Raw genomic sequence first — 19,777 nt, 5'->3', positions numbered from 1 at the left:
CAAGGCGCCCGTGGGCTAATGCCAGTCAGTTAAGCCGTTGCACTCGATTTTTGTAGGAGCCGGCTTGCCGGCGATCCGCCATAAAAAGCATCGCCAGCAAGCTGGCTCCTACGAAAAACGCCCCCTCTACTGCAAGTAGGAGGGGGTGGTGACGAACTTATCTGATCAGCATTAGCCCGCGGGCGCCTTGTTCGTTAGCGCACCACGAACACGTCGCAGGGCGCCTTGTGCAGGAAGTGCTGTGCCAGGCTGCCCAGCAATGCCTGGGAGAAGGCGCTGCGGCCATGGCTGCCGAGTACCAGTAGTTCTGCTCGACGCGTCTTGATCTGCTCTTGCAGGCTACGCAGGATGCCACCCTGCAGCACCTCGTGGCTCAGCTTGGGACCTCCGGCCGGGAGCTTCTGCGCTTCGTCATGCAGTAGCTGATCGATCAGACCTTGCTGGGTCTGCAGCTGCAGTTCGACCTGTTGCGGCGTGCCCTTGTCCGGTTCGAATACATGCAGGGCATGCAGTTCGGCATCGCCAGGCAGCAGATGATAGGCCTGGCCCAGAGCGCTGCAGGCGCATAGGGAAAAGTCGATGGCGGCCAATGCCCGTTGATACGGCTGGAAGTCGTTGCGGGCGACCAGCAGCAGTGGCACGGTGCAGCGACGAGCGATACGGTCGAGGCTGGTGCCGGAGAAAAAGTCATGGCGCTGATGGTGGCCGCCCAGTACCAGCAGGTCGCAGCCGCTGTCCTGAACCTGTTGCAGCACCACTTCCGAAGGTTTGCCGCTGAGCATGCGCAGCTCGGTGCCGGGCGGGGTGTATTGGGTCAGGCTGCGATCCAGCGCCTGGCGCGCTTTCTCATGCTGGTCGCTGCTCTGGCCCGGGTCGAGCACATGGAGCATGGTCAGGCGGGCGTTATGCTGCTGGGCCAGCTGGGTGGCGCGGCATAGCGCCATGTCAGCGGTGTCGCGCAGGTCATGGGCGATAAGAATGTGCTTGAACATGGTGACGGCTCTCCTGCCGATACCCCTCGGCAATTTTATTGTGCCTGTTCAGATAGCCGCTCTTTTGACCTATGGCAAGGTCGGGGACTGTTACCGATTGCAAATGCAGGCAGCGGTGTCATTCAGCGTAAACGCAATTGGTAGTGGCCGCGACTTTCTGCGACCACTTCGCCGCTGCTGTCGGTCAGTTGCAGCTCCAGCAGATACTCGGCCTTGCCCTGCTGGCTGGCCTGTTCTTCCAGGTCGGCGATTGCTTCGGGCGAAAGGCGCGCCTCGACCTGAATGTCGGCGGTGGCCGGGCGGCGAAAGCGCAGGTTCATTTCCTTGATGACGGGGTAGAAGCGCTGGGCATCGAAGCTGGTCAGAAACAGGGCGCCACCCGGAATCTCCGCCAGGGTGAAGAGGGCGCCGGCGTACATGCTGCCGATATGGTTCTGGTTGCCTTGCAGGGGCATGCGCAGGCGCACGAAGCCAGGCTCCAGAACCTCGGCCTTGAGGCCGCTGCGTTTGACGAAGGCGATCTGTTCTTCGGTGAGTTGGCGGGCGATTTCAACAGGCAGCGGCATGGCGAAACTCCTTGAGCGGACGTTTTGCCAGACTAAGGGGCGGATAGCGCGCTGCAATTGACCGTAGCGCCCGTGGCGACTGACCGAAGTGCTCAAGCGCCCCAGGCACGATTGCATCCGAGCTATAGGTGCATCCTAAATGCCCTGTTGGCGCAGCCAGGCCTGCAGTTGCGGTAGCGGCATGGCACCACTCTGGCGGGCGACTTCGATGCCTCCCTTGAACAGGATCAGGCTTGGAATGGAGCGGATGCCCAGTTGCCCGGCCAGATTCGGGTTGGCTTCGCTATCGAGCTTGCCCAGGCGGCAGCGTCCCTGCAGTTGCACGGCGGCCTGCTGGAAGGTCGGGGCGAAGGACTGGCAGGGGCCGCACCAACTGGCCCAGACATCTACCAGTAACGGCAGGTCGCCCTTGAGTTGGCTGGCGAAATTAGCCTGCGTGAGGGTGATGGGTACACCTGGCAACACTTCGCTCTTGCAGCGGCCACAGCGTGGGGCATCGCCCAGGCGTTCGGAGGGAATGCGGTTGAGGCCGTTGCAGTGCGGGCAGGGAATCAGCAGGGGATCGGACATGGCGGCAGGCTCCGTGGGACATGCTCACTAGATGGAGCCGCCGCCGGCCGATATCAAGTCAGAGCGGGGTCAGCGGGAAGAACCAGGGGATGACCAGGGTGGCTACGCCCCACAGCAGCAGATTCAGGGGAATGCCAATTCTCATGAAATCGGTGAAGCGATAACCGCCGGCGTTGTAGACGAAGGTGTTGGTCTGGTAGCCGATGGGCGTGGCGAAGCTGGCACTGGCGGCGAACATCACCGCGACCACGAAGGCACGTGGGTCTACGCCCAGGTGTTGGGCCATACCAATGGCGATGGGGGTCACCAGTACGGCCACTGCGTTGTTCGACAGCACCTCGGTGAGGATCGAGGTGAACAGGTAGATGAAGCTCAACATCAGCAGCGGTCCGGCCCAGGGCAGCCAGCCCATGACGTTCTCCACCATCAGCTTGACCAGGCCGACCTTGTCCATGGCGATGCTGATCGCCAGCATGCCGAAGATCAGGCTGAGAATCTTCCAGTCCACCGCCTTGTAGGCGTCCTCCACGTCCAGGCAGCGGGTCGCCAGCACCGTCACTGCGCCGATGATCGCCAGGCCTTCGATGGGCATCACGCCGAAGGCGGCCAGCAACATCACGGCCAGGGTCGAGATGATCGCGATGGGCGCTTTGTCGCGGCGGAAGGCACGCTCCTGCACGGCGTTGAGGCTGATCAGTTCGCCGTTGTCGGCGAAGCGTTTGATCTGCGCAGGTGTGCCTTCGACCAGCATCACGTCGCCGAACTGCAGCTCGAAATCATCCAGGTTGCCCTGCACGTTCTCGTCCTGGCGGTGCACGGCGAGCACAGCGATGCCGTAACGTGCGGTGAGGTCGAGGTCGCGCATCGGCCGGTGGCTGTAGCGCGAGTTTCGCCCGACGATAGCCTCAGCGAGGATCACGTCGCGGCTGCTGATGGTTTCGAAGGCATCGCCACGGTTGAAACTCAGGTGGCCGCTCTCGCGCAACTCCACTACATCCTTGACCTGGCCATGCAGTACCAGGCGGTCGCCGCTGGCGAGCAGCGTTTCGGCGCCGGGCTCGGTCAGCTCCTGTTCATCGCGGAACAACTTGAGCACTTGCAGACCACTACCACCGTTAAGGTTGGCCTCGTGCAGGGTCTTGCCAATCATCGGTGAGTCGTGCGGCACCAGCAGTTCGGTCATGAAGGTGCGTGATAGATCCGGGCGCAACTGGCGTGACAGGGTTTCCCGTTCTGGCAGCAGGCGGTGGCCGATGGTCAGCAGATAGAGCATGCCGAAAGCGGCCATGACCAGGCCGACACCGGTGATTTCGAAGATGCCAAAGGGCGCGAGGCCGGCCTTGCGCGCGACGCCGTCGACCAGAATGTTGGTCGAGGTGCCGATCATGGTCAGTGTGCCGCCGAGGATGGTGGCGTAGGACAGGGGAATCAGCAGTTTCGACGGCAGGGTGCCGGCGCGGCGCGCCAGAGCGATGGCCACCGGGGTGAGGATGGCCACCACTGGTGTGTTGTTGAGGCAGGCGGATACCACCAGCGCGGTGACGGTGAGGCCAGTGAGCACGCGAATCGGGCTGGTGCCGACCAGGTTGCCCAGCCAGTTGCCGAGCGCGTCGATGCAGCCGGTGCGCTCCAGCGCGGCGGAGAGCACGAACATGCAGGCGATGGTCACGGGGGCGGAGTTGGACAGCACGCTGAGCACTTCGCCAGGGGTCAGCAGTTGGCTGATCAGCAGCGCGGCCACGGCGATGGCGGCAACGATGTCCGGGCTCCACTTTTCGCGGACGAAGGCATAGAGCACCCAGATCAGCAGGGCGCCGACGAACAGCAGGGGCAGGGAGTCCCAGGGCATGAGCATCCTTAGCGTCGAATCTCGTGTGAGGTATCGGGCACGCACTGGGCGGCCTGGCAGGGCGCCAAGATAGAGGGGTTCTTTTAGATAGTCTAAGAATGTTTGGGCAGATTGATATGCCTTTTCGATTTAATAGATAAGACGTCCAGCTTGGGTGGCTGGCGCGTTATCCACCAACCTGAGCTGACTGTCTTAGTAGGGCGGGTGCAACCCGCTGGCAGCTGTGATGGGTTCTATCCTGCGCGGTCGCGGACTGTTGGTGCGCGCGGCGCACCCTACGGCCAGGGGCGCGCCATATTTACGACGAACAGCTGATCTCCAGGTGCTTGCCCCACTCCGGCGGGCGTTCGGCATAGCGTTGCATATCGGGTTGCTCGTCGAACGGTCGTGACAGCACGCTGTGCAGTTCGCGCACCGGGCCATAGTCGCCGCCCTCGGCCGCTTCGATGACCTGCTGCGCCAGGTAGTTGCGCAGGATGTACCTAGGGTTGACCGCGTCCATACGCGCCTGGCGTTCGTTTTGTTCCCCGCCTTCCAACTGGCAGCGCGCCAGATAGTCCTGGCCCCAGGCATCGAAGCCGGCAAGGTCGACGAAATCCTCACGTACGACTTTCAGCGCTTCGGTAGGCGCCTGTTCGCCAAGGCGGCGGAAGAACAGCGTGTAGTCGGTGGATTTACCGGCCTGCATCAGTTGCAGCAGGCGCTGGATCAGCGCTTCGTCCTCATCCTCGGCATTGGTGAAGCCCAGGCGTTTGCGCATCAGGTCGAGGTAGTGTGCCTGGTACAGCGGCAGGAACAGGTCCAGCGCCTCACGCAGTGCGTCCACGGAGGCGAATGGCGTCATGGCCTGGGCTAGAGCGGCGAGGTTCCAGTGCGCGATGGGCACCTGGTTGCTGAAGCTGTAGCGCCCTGTGTCGTCGGAGTGGTTGCAGATGTGCTTGGCATCGAAATCGTCGAGGAAGGCGTAAGGGCCGTAGTCGAAGGTGATGCCGAGGATCGACATGTTGTCGGTGTTCATTACTCCGTGGCAGAAACCATAGGCCTGCCAGTGGGCGATCATCGCAGCGGTGCGTTCGATCACCTCGCGCAGCAGCGCCAGCCAGGGCTGCTCCTGCTCCAGGCAGTGGGGGAAATGGCAGGCCATGACATGTTCACCGAGGGTTTTCAGGTGTTCGTGCTGGCGCGTGTAGTAGAAGTACTCGAAATGGCCGAAGCGCACATGACTTTGCGCCAGGCGCAGCACCATCGCCGCGCTTTCCCTTTTCTCGCGCCAGACCGGGGTGTCGGAGCCGGTGACGCACAGTGCGCGTGAGCTGGGGATGCCGAGGGCATGCAGATGTTCGCTGGCGAGAAATTCGCGGATCGATGAGCGCAACACTGCACGGCCGTCACCCATGCGCGAATAGGGCGTCATGCCGGCGCCCTTGAGGTGCAGATCCCAGTGCTGGCCGGCCTCGTTGACCACTTCGCCCAGCAGCAACCCGCGACCGTCGCCCAGGCGCGGGGTGTAGCCGCCGAACTGGTGCCCGGAATAGACCATCGCACGTGGCTCTGCCTGTTCCCACAGCTTGTGTCCGGCGAACAGTTCGGCGAACTCGGGGCGCTGTGCCTCGGCGGGCTGCAGGTCGAGCAGGGCCATGGCCGACGCACTGGCCACCACCAGGCGTGGTTGCTCGATGGGCTCGGGCAGTACCTCGGTGGAGAAGGCGTCGCCAAGGCGGGCGAAACGGTTGTCGAAGATCAACTGGTCGAGGCTTTTCACCGGGTGGCTCCTACCTGCTCAAGGCACTGCGGGCGGTTTGGGTGGTTGCTGCACACTGGCGGCGCCAGCGGCTGCGACTCTGGCCAGGTCTTTCTGATCCAGCTTCTGCTCGCCATGCTCCAGGTTTTTCACGTACACCTCGACCTGACGGAGGGCGATGTTGATGCCGTTCTTCGGGAACTCGCGGTCGATGAAGCGGTTGATCTCGTCGGTGGCCGGGTTGCGGTCGCCGAGGTCGCGCACGTGGATGCGCAGCTCGTGGTCCAGCGTGCTTTCGCCAAAGTTGAGGAAGTAGACGATTGGCGACGGATCCTTGAGCACCCTTGGGTTTTCCTGCGCCGCTTGCAGCAGCAGCTTGCGCACCAGGTCGAGATCCGAGCCATAGCCGACGCCGACCTTGAGGGTGACGCGGGTGACCGTATCGCTCAGCGACCAGTTGATCAACTGGCCGGTGATGAAGGTCTTGTTCGGGACGATGATTTCCTTGTGGTCGAAATCGGTGATAGTGGTGGCGCGGATCCGGATCCGACTGACCGTGCCCGACAGGTTGCCGATGGTCACCACATCGCCAATGCGCACCGGCCGTTCGAACAGGATGATCAAACCTGAAATGAAGTTGGCGAAGATTTCCTGCAGGCCGAAACCCAGGCCGACCGACAGCGCCGCCACCAGCCATTGCAGCTTGTCCCAGCTCACGCCAAGGGTCGACAGTGTGCTGACGATGCCGATGCCGACCAGCACATAGGACAACAGGGTGGTCGTGGCATAGGCGCTGCCCTGCGCCAGGCGCATGCGCGACAGCACCAGCACCTCCAGCAGCCCCGGCAGGTTGCGCGCCAGGGCAACCGTAATGGCGATGATGAGAAGGGCGCCGATGACATCCAACAGGCTGATGGGAATCATGGTCGCGGCATCACCCGTGCCACTGCTGTATTGGTAAAGGCTGATGGTCTCGAGGTAGGTGAATACGCCGATGAGATCGGACCAGACCCAGTACAGGCACAGCAGGAAACCGCCCAGCAGTGCCAGGCGGATCAGGCGCAGTGACTGCTGGTTGATCTGTTCGATATCCAGCGTGGGTTCTTCGATCACGGCATCGCTGTCACTGCCCTGTGCCTGACGTTGCGCCAGCGCCCGCTGATAGGCCAGACGACGCGCCGCGACACTGAGGCCACGGACGAAGGCCGCCTCGAGTATCAGCCAGAAGATCAGCAGGTAGAGCGTGTCGATCAGGCGGTCGGTGAGTTTCAGGGCGGTGTAGTAGTAGCCCATCCCGACGGCCACCATCAATACGATGGGGAGCAGGCTGAACAACAGGCCAACGGTGGCGCGCAGGGTTGAGGTGTTCTCCCGTTGTGGCGTGCCGAGCAACAGACGGAACAGTTGCCAGGCCATCAGCGCATAACAGCTCAGTACCACGGCGATGCCGATCACGTCATTGGCCAGACTTGCCGGCTGATGCTCGGCAATGCTGGTGACCGCCACCAGGGCCAGGACCACGAAGCCCAGATTGCGGATATGGCGGCGAATGAAGCTGACACTGGCTGGCGGCCAATGGAAGTGCAGCACCGCAACGCCGTTGGGCGAGAGGATCCGGTGCAGAGTGTAGAACACCAGCCAGGCCTGCGCCATCTCGTACAGTGCCGTACCGAGGTAGAGGCTCTGCCCGCGCGGCTCCATCAGCAGGGCATAGCCGCACAGGCTGAGAAACAGCGCACCGGGTAGGGCCAGGATGAGATTCAGGCCAATGGCGAGTGGCGTATGCAGCTGGCTGTCACGTTTGTAATGGCCAATGTCGTCATGCAGGCTGCCGAGCTTGCCGAACAGATACTGGCGGCGCCAGACGATCAGTGCGCAGAGTAGCAGCAAAGGCAGAAAGACCAGCGGGCGCTCCAGCAGCACTGCGCTCAGTTCTCCGGCGACTTCGCGCCAGGGCAATTGCTCCAGCTGTTGCTGCAGATGCCGGGGAGCGCTCTCGAGCCAGTCGAGGTTCAGCGGTTTGTTGCTGGGGATCCAGAACATCTGCTCCTCGATGGTGGCGCGCAGACTACTGGCCGTGCTGGACAGCTCCTTCTGGTTGAGCTGCAGGGTGATCGATTCGTTGAGCAGCGCATTGAGCTCGCGGTTGAGGCGATCGAGCAATTCACGCCGGGTCGTGAGCTGCGCATGCAGTGCGTTGCGCAGCTCCGGGGTGACCTCCTCACTCGGCTGATCGCTGAGCAGGTTCTCCACGTAGCGGGCGGGGTCGCTGATCTCGTCGCGCTGCTTGTTCAGCTCGAACTGGTAGAGGCGAATGTCGGCGATCTCGTCGGCCAGCGAGCCGTCTTCTAGCTTGAGTTTCGGCAGCGCCTGTTTCTGCTGGTAGAGAATCTTCGACAGCAGGAGGCTGCCCTGCAGTACCCGAATCTGCTCGTCCAGCGCCTGGTTGGCCTGATTGAGGTTGTCCAGTTGCTGGCGGATTTGCAGGTTCTGCTCGGTCAGGTCATTGAGGCGTTCCGTTGCGCGCAGCAGGTAGTCGGAGAGCTTGAGATTGAGCGAGCTCTCTCTGGCCAGCAATCGATCGGAGCTGGCGCGTTCGGCCTCGAGCGATTGTTCGGCGACGGTCTGTTCCGATTCTGCACGGCGTCGTTCGTTGATCAAGCCTTGCAGGGCCTGGCGCTCCTGCTCGGCACGATTGATACGTTCTTCGAGCAGGGCGCGCTGGGCGCTACCGAGGTCCTGCAGCACGCTGTTGCCGGCCAGCTCCTGGCGGCGCAGCTGAGTTTGCGCGGCGAGCAGCGACAACTCCGCGTTGAGCTGGTCGCGGAGCTCCTGCGTCAGCGCCTTGCCGTTGTAGCGGCCACTCTTGAGCGCATCGTTGATCAGTTGGCTGCGTGCCTGGTTCTGGCTGATCTCCGCCTGCGCGCGCTCCGGGCGGGTCTGTGCGGTGATCACCAGGCTGTTGGCCTCGATGATCGCCTTGTTCCATTCGCTGATCTGACTGGAGCGTTCGTTGAGCAGCTGTTCGAGCTGAGCGAGTGGGGTGCGCGCATGGCGCGTGGAGATTTGTTGCGGGGGCGTCGCCTTGAGCCTGTCCAGATCGCGCTGGGCTTCGTTGATCAGGCGGGGGGCTTCGTCCAGCTGCCGGCGCAGATCGCTCAGACGCTGCTCGACAGCCTGGCTGTCCTGGAGCATGCGCAGGGTCTGCTCGAGGGTCTGTTTCAGGGCCGCTTGCTCGGCTTCCGGCAGTTTGCGGTCTGCCAGGCTGTCGAGGCTCTGCTGCACGTTTTCGATGTTTGGCGGTTCTTCGGCCAGAACAGGGGAGATGCCGAGACAAAAAGCAAGGAAGGCAGCAATCAGGGGACGACGCAAAAGGGACATGGTCGATCTATCTAATGAGTTGACGATGGCAGTGTAGGCCGTTTGCTGCACAACGAATACGCGGGCCATGAGGCCCGCGTGCAAGAATGTCGAATGTTGGCAGCGCGCTCTGGGTTCTGTACGGAAAGTGCCTGCGTGCGCTCATGCTGCGTTTGAACAGGCTGGAACGCCAGCCCGGTCAAATGCTCATTGACAGTGCGATGGCTCGAATGCGCGTGCAAAGCGTTCCTCGCCTGTTTACGGAGCCGCTACCGATATCGCATGAGCTGCGCGCGAGAACCTTTCGTGCGAACTCTAGAAGTGCAACCCGGGGTTCGGGCGACTGTCTTCGGGGAATTTGACGCCGACCTTGCGTATCTTGTTCCCTTCCATCTGCGCCACTGTCCAGGTCAGGCCCTGCCATTCGATCTGGTCGCCGACGATAGGTTCGCCGCCAATTGCCTGAGCAATGAAACGCCCCAGAGATTGATTGCCTTCGACATCATTGAGCTTCAGGCCATAGAGAGCTGCGATTGCTGCCAGTTCGGCATCAGCCTCGAGCACGAAGTCGCCGAAAAAACGCAGATCCTGGCCGCGTTTAGGCGCCTGGCTGAAGAGTTTACCCAGCGCCGGCAGGTCGGCGTCATGGCCGATGACGCAGAGAATATCGCCTTCCTGCAGTGTGGTACTGCCGGATGGGTGGAGCAACTCATGACCACGGAACAGCGCGGCGATACGCGTGCCCGGCGGCATATTCAGCGCCCGCAGCGGCGCCCCGATGCACCAATTTTCGGCACCCAGACGGTAGACGAACAGCTCCCACTGGCTGGTCAGGTGGATTTCCAGGCCGGCACGCGATATCGGCAAGGGCACTGGCGGCACTTCCACCCTGGCCTTGCGCGCAGCCCAGCCCAGCGTGGTGCCCTGCAGCAGCAGGGAAACCAGCACGATGAAGAAGGCGACGTTGAAGAACAGTTGTGCATTCTCCAGGCCGGCCATCAGCGGGAACACCGCGAGGATCACCGGCACTGCGCCGCGCAGGCCGATCCAGGAGATGAACACGCGTTCACGCAGGTTGAAGCTCTTGAAGGGCAGCAGGCCGATGAATACCGACAGTGGCCGCGCGAAGAAAATCATCCACAGCGACAGCAGCAGCGCCGGTACGGCGATCGGTAGCAGATTGCTCGGGGTCAGCAGCAGGCCGAGCACCAGGAACATGCCGATCTGGCTGAGCCAGGCCAGGCCATCGAACATATGCAGAATGCCGTGACGGTTGCGGATCGGCCGGTTGCCCAGCAGCAGGCCGCAGACATAGACGGCGAGGATGCCGCTGCCGCCAATAATGCCGGAAATCGCGTAAATCATGATGCCGCCGCTGACGGCAAGCAGTGGGTACAGGCCGTCAGCCACCGACAGGCGGTTGATCAGCTGCAGGAGCAGCCAGCCGCCCAGCGCGCCCAGGGCGATGCCCAGAGCGAACTGCTGAACCAGGCTGCTGAGAATGCCCCAGCTAAAGCTGTTCTGCCCTGAGGCGATCATGCTGATCAGGGTGACCGTGAGGAACATGGCCATCGGGTCGTTGCTGCCCGACTCGATTTCCAGTGTCGGGCCAACACGCTCGTTGAGCCCCTTACCGTTGAGCAGGTTGAACACCACGGCGGCATCGGTGGAGCCGACGATGGCGCCGATCAGCAGGCCTTCGATCAGGCTCAGGTTGAACAGCCAGGCGGCCGCCACGCCGGTTAAGCCGGCAGTGATCGCCACGCCCAGTGTGGCCAGTGACATGGATGGCCACAGCGCAACGCGGAAGGTCGAGGCGCGTGTACGCATGCCGCCGTCGAGAAGAATGACAGCCAGCGCCAGGTTACTGACCAGGTAGGCCAGGGAGTAGTCGTTGAAGACGATACCACCAATGCCGTCGACGCCGGCGAGCATGCCGACACCGAGGAAGATGACCAGAATTGGGATGCCCACGCGGGTGGACACCGAGCTGACCATGATGCTTAAGGCAACCAACAGGGCACCGATCAAGAACAGCTGATTGATGGCGCCTGCGTCCAATGTCTAACTCCTTGCGATGGTCATATATGCATTCAGCGTGCCAGCGATTCTAACCCGACGCCTGACGCCGCTGTCAAAAAAAACCATCCTCCTTGTTTCATTAGGTTGCGCAGGGCTTGCCAGGGCTCAGAACCAGGCGTCCTGCATGCCCAGGCAGGTGTCGTCGCGGGCTTCGAGAATGGCCAGGTCATGGTGGCAGCTGGGTACTTCCCAGGTCAGGAAGTAACGCGCCGCTTGCAGCTTGCCGCGATAGAAATCCTGTTCCTCGGCATTGTTGCTGCGGGCCAGACCCTGCTCGGCACGAATCGCCTGCTCCAGCCAGCGCCAGCCGATCACCGCGTGGCCGAACACCTTCAGGTACAGCGCCGAGTTGGCCAGCCCCTGGTTGACCTTGCCGCTCATCAGGTCGCCGAGCAGGGCCAGGGTCACCGCCTGCAGGCGTGCCAGCAATTGTTCGAGTGGCTGACGCAGGGCTGTGAGCGACTCATGTTCGCTGGCGCGCTGGCAGCAGTCGTTGATCAGCTTGAGCAGTTGCTTGAGCGCGGCGCCACCGTTCTGCGAGACCTTGCGCCCGAGCAGATCGAGCGACTGGATGCCGTGCGTGCCCTCGTGGATCGGATTGAGGCGGTTGTCGCGGTAGTACTGCTCCACCGGGTACTCGCGGGTATAGCCGTGGCCACCGAGGATCTGGATGGCCAGTTCGTTGGCCTTGAGGCAGAACTCCGACGGCCAGGATTTGACGATGGGGGTGAGCAGGTCGAGCAGTTCCAGTGCTCGGGTGCGGTCTTCGGCGGTTTCCAGGGTATGGGTGTCGTCGAACAGGCGTGCGGCGTACAGACCGAGGTCGAAAGCGCCTTCGACGTAGGCTTTCTGCGTCAGCAACATGCGCCGTACGTCGGCGTGCTCGACGATGGAAATCTGCGGGCTGTTCGGGTCCTTGCCATCGGGCTGACGGCCCTGCGGACGGTTGCGCGCGTAGTCCAGCGAATACAGGTAGCCGGCGTAGCCAAGCATGATCGCCCCCATGCCGACACCGATGCGCGCCTCGTTCATCATCTGGAACATGTAGGAAAGGCCGTGGTGCGGCTTGCCCACCAGGTAGCCGACGCACTCGCCGTTGTCGCCGAAGTTCAGCGCGGTGGACGTAGTACCGCGCCAGCCCATCTTGTGGAACAGGCCGGCCAGCGTGACGTCGTTGCGCGCACCCAGACTGCCGTCGTCATTGACGTGGAACTTGGGCACCAGGAACAGGCTGATGCCCTTCACCCCAGGCGGTGCGTCCGGCAGCTTGGCCAGCACCATGTGCACGATGTTCTCGGAGATCGGCTGGTCGCCACCGGAGATGAAGATCTTGTTGCCCTTGATGCGGTAGCTGCCGTCGGGGTGCGGCTCGGCGCGGGTTCTGATGTCCGACAGCGAGGAGCCGGCGTGCGGCTCGGTCAGCGCCATGGTGCCGAAGAAACGGCCATCGATGATCGGCTGCAGGTAGCGGGCTTTCTGCTCCTCGCTGCCGAAGGCCTCGATCAGGTTGGCCACGCCCATGGTCAGCATCGAGTAGGAGCTGGTGGCGATATTGGCCGACTGGAAATGGGCGAAGCAGGCCTGCGACAGCAGGTTGGGCAGCTGCATGCCGCCATGCTCGAAATCGCGCGTCGCATTGAGGAAGCCCGCCTCGTGGAAGGCGCGCAGGGCCGGCTCGACCTCCGGGATCAGTACCGCGCCGCCGTCGACGTACTGCGGCTCGTGTTCGTCGTTCTTGCGGTTGTGCGGGGCGAACAGCTCTTCGGCGATGCCGCGCGCGGTGCTGATCGCCGCCTCGAAGGTCTCGCGGTTGTGGTCGGCGAAGCGCGGGCGCTGGGTCAGGGCTTCGGCGTCGAGCACCTCGAAGAGTTCGAACGCCAGGTTGCGGGAGCTGAGCAGGGTCTCGGACATGGGGCGGGCCTCCAGATGATCGACCGAGTCTAGGCAGGCGGTCGCCCGGCTGCCCAGCATCATCATCGGTGGTGATAATCGCTCGTTGGTGGAAGGTAGGGCGGGTGAAACCCGCCGCTCCGGGAATGGCGGGTTGCACCCGCCCTACCAGGCTGTCAGGCGAAGCCCCGCGCCAGTTCACGGGTCAGCTCGGCCGCCGGCATTGGCCGGCAGCTGGCGACGTTCTGCCCGGCCCACAGTGGCGAGAAGTCGCCGCTGCCCTGGGCCTCGGCCGCCGCGCGCAGCGGCGCGATGGCCGCGGTGGCCAGGGGGAACTCCGGCGCCTGCGTGCTGATCGGCCCCAGCTCACGCATCAGCCGGTTGACGATGCCGCGCGCAGGGCGCCCGCTGAACAGGTTGGTCAGCGCGGTATGGCGCGCCGCCGGGCTCTGCAGGGCAGCGCGGTGAATGGCGCCGGTAGCGGCCTCCGGGCACAGCAGGTAAGCGCTGCCGACCTGCACCCCGGCAGCGCCGAGGGCCATGGCGGCCGCCACACCGCGGGCATCGCCGATGCCGCCGGCGGCGATCACCGGCACCGACAGTGCATCGACCAGTTGCGGCAGCAGGGCGAAGGTGCCGAGCTGGCGGCTCAGGTCGTGATCGAGAAAGTGCCCGCGGTGGCCGCCGGCTTCCAGCCCCTGAGCGATCACCGCATCGACGCCGTGTTCCTGCAGCCACAGCGCCTCGTCCAGCGTGGTAGCGCTGGAGAGGATCTTCGCGCCGCTGCGGCGGACTCGCTCCAGCAGGTCCGGCTGCGGCAGGCCAAAGTGGAAGCTGACCACCGCCGGGCGGAACTCCTCCACCAGCGCGGCCGCCTCGTCGTTGAACGGCAGGCGCCCAGGCCCGCTGGCGATGCTCGCCGGGTCCACGCCCAGCTCGTCATAGTAGGGCGCCAGCGCTTCGCGCCAGCCAGCCTCGCGGGGCGCGTCCGGTTCGGGCGACACATGGCTGAAGAAATTGAGATTGAACGGCCGTTCGGTCAGGCCGCGCATCGCTTGCAGTTCCTGGCGCAGGGCGGCAGGTGTGAGCATCGCGCAAGGGATCGAGCCAAGGCCACCTGCCTCGCATACGGCGGCGGCCAGGCGGTGATCCTGCGAACCGGCCATTGGCGCCTGGATCAGGGGAAGTTCGCTGCCGAGCAGCTTTTGCAGGGGCATGGCGGGGGTCTCGCTGTCCGTGGAGGAGCAGGCAGCCTAGGCCTTGAAGGTGCAATGGAGCAAGTCACGATGCGAGTCGTCAGCGGCCTGTTAAACTGCGCGCCTGATTCGAGGACTCCCGCATGAACTACCGCCACGCCTTCCATGCCGGCAACCACGCCGATGTGTTCAAGCACCTGGTGCTGACCCGCCTGATCGCCCTACTGTCGCGCAAGGAGGCGCCCTTCGCCTACCTCGACAGCCACGCTGGCATTGGCCTCTACGACCTGCGAGGCGACCAGGCCAGCCGTACTGGCGAATATCAGGACGGCATCGCTCGTCTGTGGCAGGCCACGCAGCTGCCGGATGCGGTGGAAGCCTATCTGGAGGTGGTGCGGGCGATGAACCCCGATGGTGAGCTGCGCTATTACCCCGGCTCGCCGGAGCTGGCGCGCCTGCTCAGTCGCGAGCAGGATCGCCTGCAGCTTAACGAGAAGCATCCCGAGGACGGCCGCCTGCTCAAGGACAACATGCGCGGCGATCGCCGCGTCGCCGTGCACCTGGGGGAAGGCTGGCATGTGCCGCGGGCGCTGATGCCGACCCGCGAAAAACGCGTGCTGCTGCTGATCGACCCGCCGTTCGAGAAGGGCGATGAGCTGCAGCGCTGCGTCGAGGCTTTGAACGAAGCGCACGGGCGTATGCGCCAGGCCATCGTGGCGATCTGGTACCCGATCAAGGATGAGCGCCAATTGGCGCGCTTCTATCGCGATCTGAGCAAGAGCGCCGCGCCCAAGCTACTGCGTGCCGAGCTTTACGTGCACGCGCCGGACGACGCCGCGCGCCTGAGTGGCTCGGGCCTGGTGATCAGCAATCCGCCATGGGGCCTGGAAGATGAGCTCAAGCAGCAGCTGCTGCCCTGGCTGGCCGATGTGCTTGGCCAGAGCCAGGGCGGCTGGCGCCTGGATTGGCTGATAGAGGAAGCGCCAAGCGGCAAGTCATAAGCGCGTAGCACGGATGAAATCCTGGAGCCGCGGCCCCCGATCCGCGGATTGCAGCCGGGCTACAAGGGGCTCAAGCGGGCTTGTGGTTGGGCTCGATGTGGTAGTTGAGGTTGCGCCGCGGGCTGAGGTACTCCAGAACCTCCAGCGGTAGCTGCGCGGGGCGCAGGCTGCGGACGATGGCGAGCTTCGGCTCCTGGCCGAGATCGACGATCAGGGCTTCCTGCTTGGGAATGTCGGCGTCGTAGAGAATCAGCGTCGGCTTCAACGCCTGAGTCGGGTCCATGCCCAGCCCAGCCCAGCCCAGCCCAGCCCAGCCCAGCGCATAGCGCTCATCTTCCAGCTGCACCAGGCTGCAGCGTCTTTCGCAGCAGCACAAGGGACATCTGCGCCGATGCCTGACTCGATACCTGGCTGAAAATGCTGCTCAGCTCCACGACCCGTTACCCGTGCTCAAGATTCAGGGGGTAGACATACGCCTGTTCCGCCGAGGCCGCAATAGCCGCCCGGATTCTTCGCCAGGTATTGCTGGTGATAGGTCTCGGCGTAGTAGAAGGTCGGTGCCTCGGTGATTTCAGTGGTGATGCTGCCCACTCCGGCCTTGTCCAGCTCAGCCTGGAAGCGTGCCTGGCTGGCTTTGGCGGCGCTCAGCTGCTCCTCGTCCTGGCAGTAGATCGCCGAGCGGTACTGGGTGCCCTGGTCGTTGCCCTGGCGCATGCCTTGGGTCGGGTTGTGCGCTTCCCAGAACACCTTGAGCAGCGCTTCGAAGCTGGTCTGCTGCGGATCGAACACGACCAGTACCACTTCGGTGTGTCCGGTCAGGCCCGAGCAGACCTCCTCGTAGGTGGGGTTGGGTGTGAGGCCACCGGCATAGCCGACCGCCGTGCTGAACACGCCAGGCTGTTGCCAGAAGCGCCGCTCGGCACCCCAGAAACAGCCCAGACCGAACACCGCCTGTTGCAGGCCGGCGGGGAAGGGCGCCTTGATTGGGTTGCCGTTGACGTAATGAGTGTCCGCTACTGGCATCGCCTCTGTACGGCCGGGCAAGGCCTGCTCGGCAGTCGGCAATGCATGTTTGTTTACGAGAATCTGGGAACGCAGAACCATGGCGGTCTCCTGAAAGTGAGTAGGTCGTGGACTATGCGCAGGGCGGTGTATTACGTCCGTTGGTCGGCCTGTGGCCGGCAGGGGTAGCGGCGCAGGCTGTCGATCAGTTCGCGGCCAGGAATCGGCTTGTCGAACAGGTAGCCCTGACCTACGTCGCATTGCTGGCGGCGCAGGAAACCGAGCTGGGCGCCAGTTTCGATGCCTTCTGCGACCACCTTGAGTTTGAGGTTGTGGGCCATGGCAATCACCGCTGAGGTGATCTCCATGTCGTCCTGGTTCTCGGGGATGTCCTTGATGAAGCTGCGATCGATCTTGATCACGTCGATGGGGAATTTCTTCAGGTAGCTGAGCGAGGAATAACCGGTGCCGAAGTCGTCCATGGCCAGGGTCAGGCCCAGGCTCTTGAGACGACCCAGTTGGTGGCGGGTGTCGTCGGTGGCCTCCAGCAGCAGGCTTTCGGTGAGTTCCAGTTCCAGCAGCCTGGGGTCGAGCTGTTCTTCATGCAGGATGGCGGCGATGGAGCCGACCAGATCCGGGTCGGAGAACTGTTTGGGCGACAGATTGATCGCCACCTGCAGTTGCCCCAGGCCAATGGCGGCGATCTGCTTGCTCATGCGGCAGGCCTGGCGCACCACCCACTTGCCGATGGGGATGATCAGGCCGGTTTCCTCGGCAACGCCGATGAACTGATCCGGGCGGATCATGCCCTTCTCCGGATGCTGCCAGCGCAGCAGCGCCTCCATACCCAGCAATTGCCCGCTCTTGAGGCAGAGTTTGGGTTGGTAGAAGACTTCCAGCTCGTTCTGAGTCAGCGCGCGACGCAGGTTGTTCTCGACGAACAGCTTGTAGTTGGCCTCGGCGTTCAGCGCTTCGGTGAACAACTGCATCTGATGTTTGCCGTTGGCCTTGGCTTTGTGCAGGGCGAGACCGGCGTGCTTCATCAGGGTCTGCGGGTCGTCACCGTGTTTCGGGGCGATGGCCAAGCCCACCGAGCCGGTGATGCTGATCAACTGGTTATCGACGAACAGCGGCTTGTCCAGGGTTTGCAGTACCTGATGAGCGACACGCAGGCCTGCGTCCTGATCGCAACCGTCGAGCAGGATGGCGAATTCGTTGCTGGCGAAGCGTGCCAGGGTGCCCTTGGCACCAAGACTGTTGCGCAGGCGCCGGGCCAGGGCCGAGAGCAGTTTGTCGCCGGTCTGGTGGCCGAGGCTGTCGTTGATCCGCTTGAAGTTGTCGATGTCCACCAGCAGCAGCCCGAGCGACTGAACATTGCGGGCGAAGCGCTCTTCAAGGCTGCGGATGAACGAAGGGCGATTGCCCAGATTGGTCAGGTTGTCGGTATAGGCCAGGCGTTCGATGCGCTGCTGGGCCAGCTTGGCCTCGGTAATGTCTTCGTAGATGCCGATGTAGTGGGTCAGTTCGCCATCGTCGCCATACACCTTGGAGATCGACAGATGGCCCCAGTAGGGCTCCTGATTCTTGCGCCGACTGCGGAATTCGCCTTGCCAGCTGCTGTGTTCGGCCAGGCTGGACTGTGCGTCGAACAACAGGTCGCTAAGGTTGGCCATGGCCGGTAGCTCGGACAGGCGGTGACCGCAGACCTCGTCGCTGCTGTACAGGGTGATGGCCGTGAAGCTGGGGTTGACGTACTCCACCCGGCCGTCGCGGTCGACCAGCAGAAAGGCGCTGGCGCTCTGTTCGACGGCGCGCTGGAACAGATGCAGGGCGCTGGTGGCGCTGCGTTTTTGCTGGTTGATCAGCGCCTGGGCGAACTGGTCGGCCAACTCGCCGGCGAAGGCGATCTCGTCGGCCTGCCAGGTGCGTAGGCCGCCGATATGTTCCAGGCAGAGCACGCCGACCACTTCGCCTTCGATGCGTATGCTGGCGTCGAGCATCGAGCAGATATCCAGCGGCTGCAGGTAGCTGGCGGCCAGTTCGCAGGTGCGCGGATCGTGCTGGGCGTCGTGCGCGTCGATGGCGCGGCTGCTGTGCAGTGCTTGCAGATACTGCGGGAAATTACGTGCGTTTATCGACGGTAGTTGTTCGTGGCGGTCCAGGTCGCGGCGGTACAGCGACACGGAATCCAGGTGATGACCGCCCAGCTTCCAGATGCCGGCGCGAGCGACACCGTAGACCTCGCAGGCGGCCTGGGTGATCAGTTCGGCCGCTTCCTGCTGAGGGTCGCTGGAGGTGTAGCGCTGGCGCGCCAGACGCACGATCAGCTGCTGCTGGGTATGTGAACGGGCGAGGTGTTGCAGGTGGTCATTCTGGGTGCGCTGATATTGCTGCAGCGAGCTGCGCAGTTGCTGATTCTGCGTGTACAGCTCCCGTTCGGCAGGGGCGAACTGATCGAGGCTCTCGTCTGCTACCAGCAGATAGCCGCGCAGCAACTGGCGGTTGCGCTGTTTGAAGGGTTCGCCCATCTCCAGCAGGGTCAGAGCACCTTGCGGGGTATGCAGGGTGTAGCGCACCAGGTAATGCGGGCCTTGCAGCAGTTGCTGCTGGATGGCGTCGTGCAGGCGATAGCGCGCCTCGGGCTCCATCAGGCTGGCGTAGGGGGCATCCACCAGTGCACAGAGATCGCTGGCGCTGATACCTAGCTGGCGTTCACAGGCCGGGTCGAGAAACAGCAGTGCCCAGCTTGGCTCGTTCAAGCGCTCGAAACGCAGCATGCCGAGCCGCGAGGGCACTGGCAACTGCGTCACAACCTCGGCTGCCGAGCGTGCGCTGGCATCGGGATGGCTTTTCATTGGGCGGTGGGCTTCCAGTATGCTGACCAGGCGAGGCATCCGTTCTCAGTACAGGGCCGCTGCCGCCAGAGGGCGCAGCGGCACTGACGGAGGCTGAGGCTCAGGCCTACTTCACTATAGCGTTCGGCAAGGGTGCATCATGCAAGCGAGACTGACAAGAAAACTGATGGCCGTGCTCCTGGGGGCGGTGCTGGCTTGCGTGCTACCCGGCACCGCCAGCGCTGACGACAAGGCGTTGCTGCAAGGCGCCGAACAGGCCGCTTACCTGGACGGGCTCAAGCGCCTTTACCTGACTGACAACGAGCGCCAGGCGCTGCTCGCACACAGCAACGCCTTGCTGGAAACCTACGCCCTGCGTGCCGGTTACCAGGTTGGCCAGGCGCAACGGGATGATCTCTTGTACCGCTTCGCGGTCGGCAATGCCGGCGAGTTGATCCTGCGTGAAGAGACCCGTGACACTCAGGGCACCGCCATCGCAGTGCGCAATCAGCGTCTGCCGGTATTCGGTATTGATCCGTTCATCCGTTATGAGTGTCCGACCGGCGGTATTCGTTGCGTGCTGTTCAACCCGCTCGATGACACGCCGTTGCTGAGCATTCTGCGTGATCACAAGGGCGCGGGTGAGCTGGCCAAGGCGCTGAGCTTTCTGATTCGCAACGTGCAGAAGGGCTGA

14 protein-coding genes are annotated in these 19,777 nt (G+C 63.3%); 2 read left to right on the top strand and 12 right to left on the bottom strand.

Annotated features, from left to right (window positions below; all coding sequences use genetic code 11):
- Positions 1 to 194 precede the first annotated feature (194 nt).
- The 9 genes from PSOLE_RS11580 to PSOLE_RS11540 all read right to left on the bottom strand — a co-directional run bounded on the left by PSOLE_RS11580 (position 195) and on the right by PSOLE_RS11540 (position 14,267).
- Complete coding sequence (locus PSOLE_RS11580; protein WP_074855131.1) at positions 195 to 992, bottom strand: universal stress protein; 798 nt, start codon at positions 990 to 992, stop codon at positions 195 to 197.
- A 122-nt stretch (positions 993 to 1,114) separates the two neighbouring features.
- Positions 1,115 to 1,558, bottom strand: coding sequence for a PaaI family thioesterase (locus PSOLE_RS11575; protein ID WP_074855130.1), 444 nt, complete (start codon positions 1,556 to 1,558; stop codon positions 1,115 to 1,117).
- 135 nt (positions 1,559 to 1,693) lie between these two features.
- A complete protein-coding gene (gene trxC, locus PSOLE_RS11570; protein WP_074855129.1) occupies positions 1,694 to 2,128 on the bottom strand; it encodes a thioredoxin TrxC in 435 nt (144 codons plus the stop codon).
- A 58-nt stretch (positions 2,129 to 2,186) separates the two neighbouring features.
- Positions 2,187 to 3,977: an SLC13 family permease gene (locus PSOLE_RS11565; protein ID WP_074855128.1), complete on the bottom strand. Its 1,791-nt coding sequence runs from the start codon at positions 3,975 to 3,977 to the stop codon at positions 2,187 to 2,189.
- A gap of 298 nt (positions 3,978 to 4,275) precedes the next feature.
- The gene (gene selO / locus PSOLE_RS11560) at positions 4,276 to 5,739 is read right to left on the bottom strand and encodes a protein adenylyltransferase SelO (protein ID WP_074855127.1); all 1,464 of its coding nucleotides are present in this window, start codon (positions 5,737 to 5,739) and stop codon (positions 4,276 to 4,278) included.
- 18 nt (positions 5,740 to 5,757) lie between these two features.
- Positions 5,758 to 9,099 carry a mechanosensitive channel MscK gene (gene mscK, locus PSOLE_RS11555; RefSeq protein ID WP_074855126.1) on the bottom strand — a complete coding sequence of 1,114 codons (3,342 nt, stop codon included), beginning with the start codon at positions 9,097 to 9,099 and terminating at the stop codon, positions 5,758 to 5,760.
- A gap of 294 nt (positions 9,100 to 9,393) precedes the next feature.
- On the bottom strand, positions 9,394 to 11,139 hold the full coding sequence (locus PSOLE_RS11550) for a potassium/proton antiporter (protein ID WP_074855125.1): 1,746 nt from the start codon (positions 11,137 to 11,139) through the stop codon (positions 9,394 to 9,396).
- 126 nt (positions 11,140 to 11,265) lie between these two features.
- Positions 11,266 to 13,071 carry an acyl-CoA dehydrogenase gene (locus tag PSOLE_RS11545; protein WP_074855154.1) on the bottom strand — a complete coding sequence of 602 codons (1,806 nt, stop codon included), beginning with the start codon at positions 13,069 to 13,071 and terminating at the stop codon, positions 11,266 to 11,268.
- A gap of 155 nt (positions 13,072 to 13,226) precedes the next feature.
- On the bottom strand, positions 13,227 to 14,267 hold the full coding sequence (locus PSOLE_RS11540; protein ID WP_074855124.1) for an NAD(P)H-dependent flavin oxidoreductase: 1,041 nt from the start codon (positions 14,265 to 14,267) through the stop codon (positions 13,227 to 13,229).
- A gap of 122 nt (positions 14,268 to 14,389) precedes the next feature.
- On the opposite strand from PSOLE_RS11540, the gene PSOLE_RS11535 reads away from it, so the two are divergent.
- The gene (locus PSOLE_RS11535) at positions 14,390 to 15,247 is read left to right on the top strand and encodes a 23S rRNA (adenine(2030)-N(6))-methyltransferase RlmJ (protein WP_074855123.1); all 858 of its coding nucleotides are present in this window, start codon (positions 14,390 to 14,392) and stop codon (positions 15,245 to 15,247) included.
- Between the two features lie 70 nt (positions 15,248 to 15,317).
- Here the strand turns inward: PSOLE_RS11535 and PSOLE_RS11530 are convergent, their stop codons facing one another.
- From PSOLE_RS11530 to PSOLE_RS11520, 3 genes are all read right to left on the bottom strand, one after another.
- On the bottom strand, positions 15,318 to 15,593 hold the full coding sequence (locus PSOLE_RS11530) for a hypothetical protein (protein WP_244597241.1): 276 nt from the start codon (positions 15,591 to 15,593) through the stop codon (positions 15,318 to 15,320).
- Between the two features lie 104 nt (positions 15,594 to 15,697).
- Positions 15,698 to 16,351, bottom strand: a complete 654-nt coding sequence (msrA, locus tag PSOLE_RS11525; RefSeq protein WP_074855122.1) for a peptide-methionine (S)-S-oxide reductase MsrA — start codon at positions 16,349 to 16,351, stop codon at positions 15,698 to 15,700.
- Positions 16,352 to 16,401: 50 nt separating this feature from the next.
- Entirely contained in the window at positions 16,402 to 19,104 is a 2,703-nt protein-coding gene (locus tag PSOLE_RS11520) for a putative bifunctional diguanylate cyclase/phosphodiesterase (RefSeq protein WP_074855153.1), read from the bottom strand.
- A 166-nt stretch (positions 19,105 to 19,270) separates the two neighbouring features.
- On the opposite strand from PSOLE_RS11520, the gene PSOLE_RS11515 reads away from it, so the two are divergent.
- Positions 19,271 to 19,777 carry a hypothetical protein gene (locus tag PSOLE_RS11515; RefSeq protein WP_074855121.1) on the top strand — a complete coding sequence of 169 codons (507 nt, stop codon included), beginning with the start codon at positions 19,271 to 19,273 and terminating at the stop codon, positions 19,775 to 19,777.

Origin of the sequence: Pseudomonas oleovorans subsp. oleovorans (assembly GCF_002197815.1) — a bacterium.
GTDB lineage: Bacteria > Pseudomonadota > Gammaproteobacteria > Pseudomonadales > Pseudomonadaceae > Aquipseudomonas > Aquipseudomonas oleovorans.
This window is presented reverse-complemented; position numbering and strand designations above follow the sequence as displayed.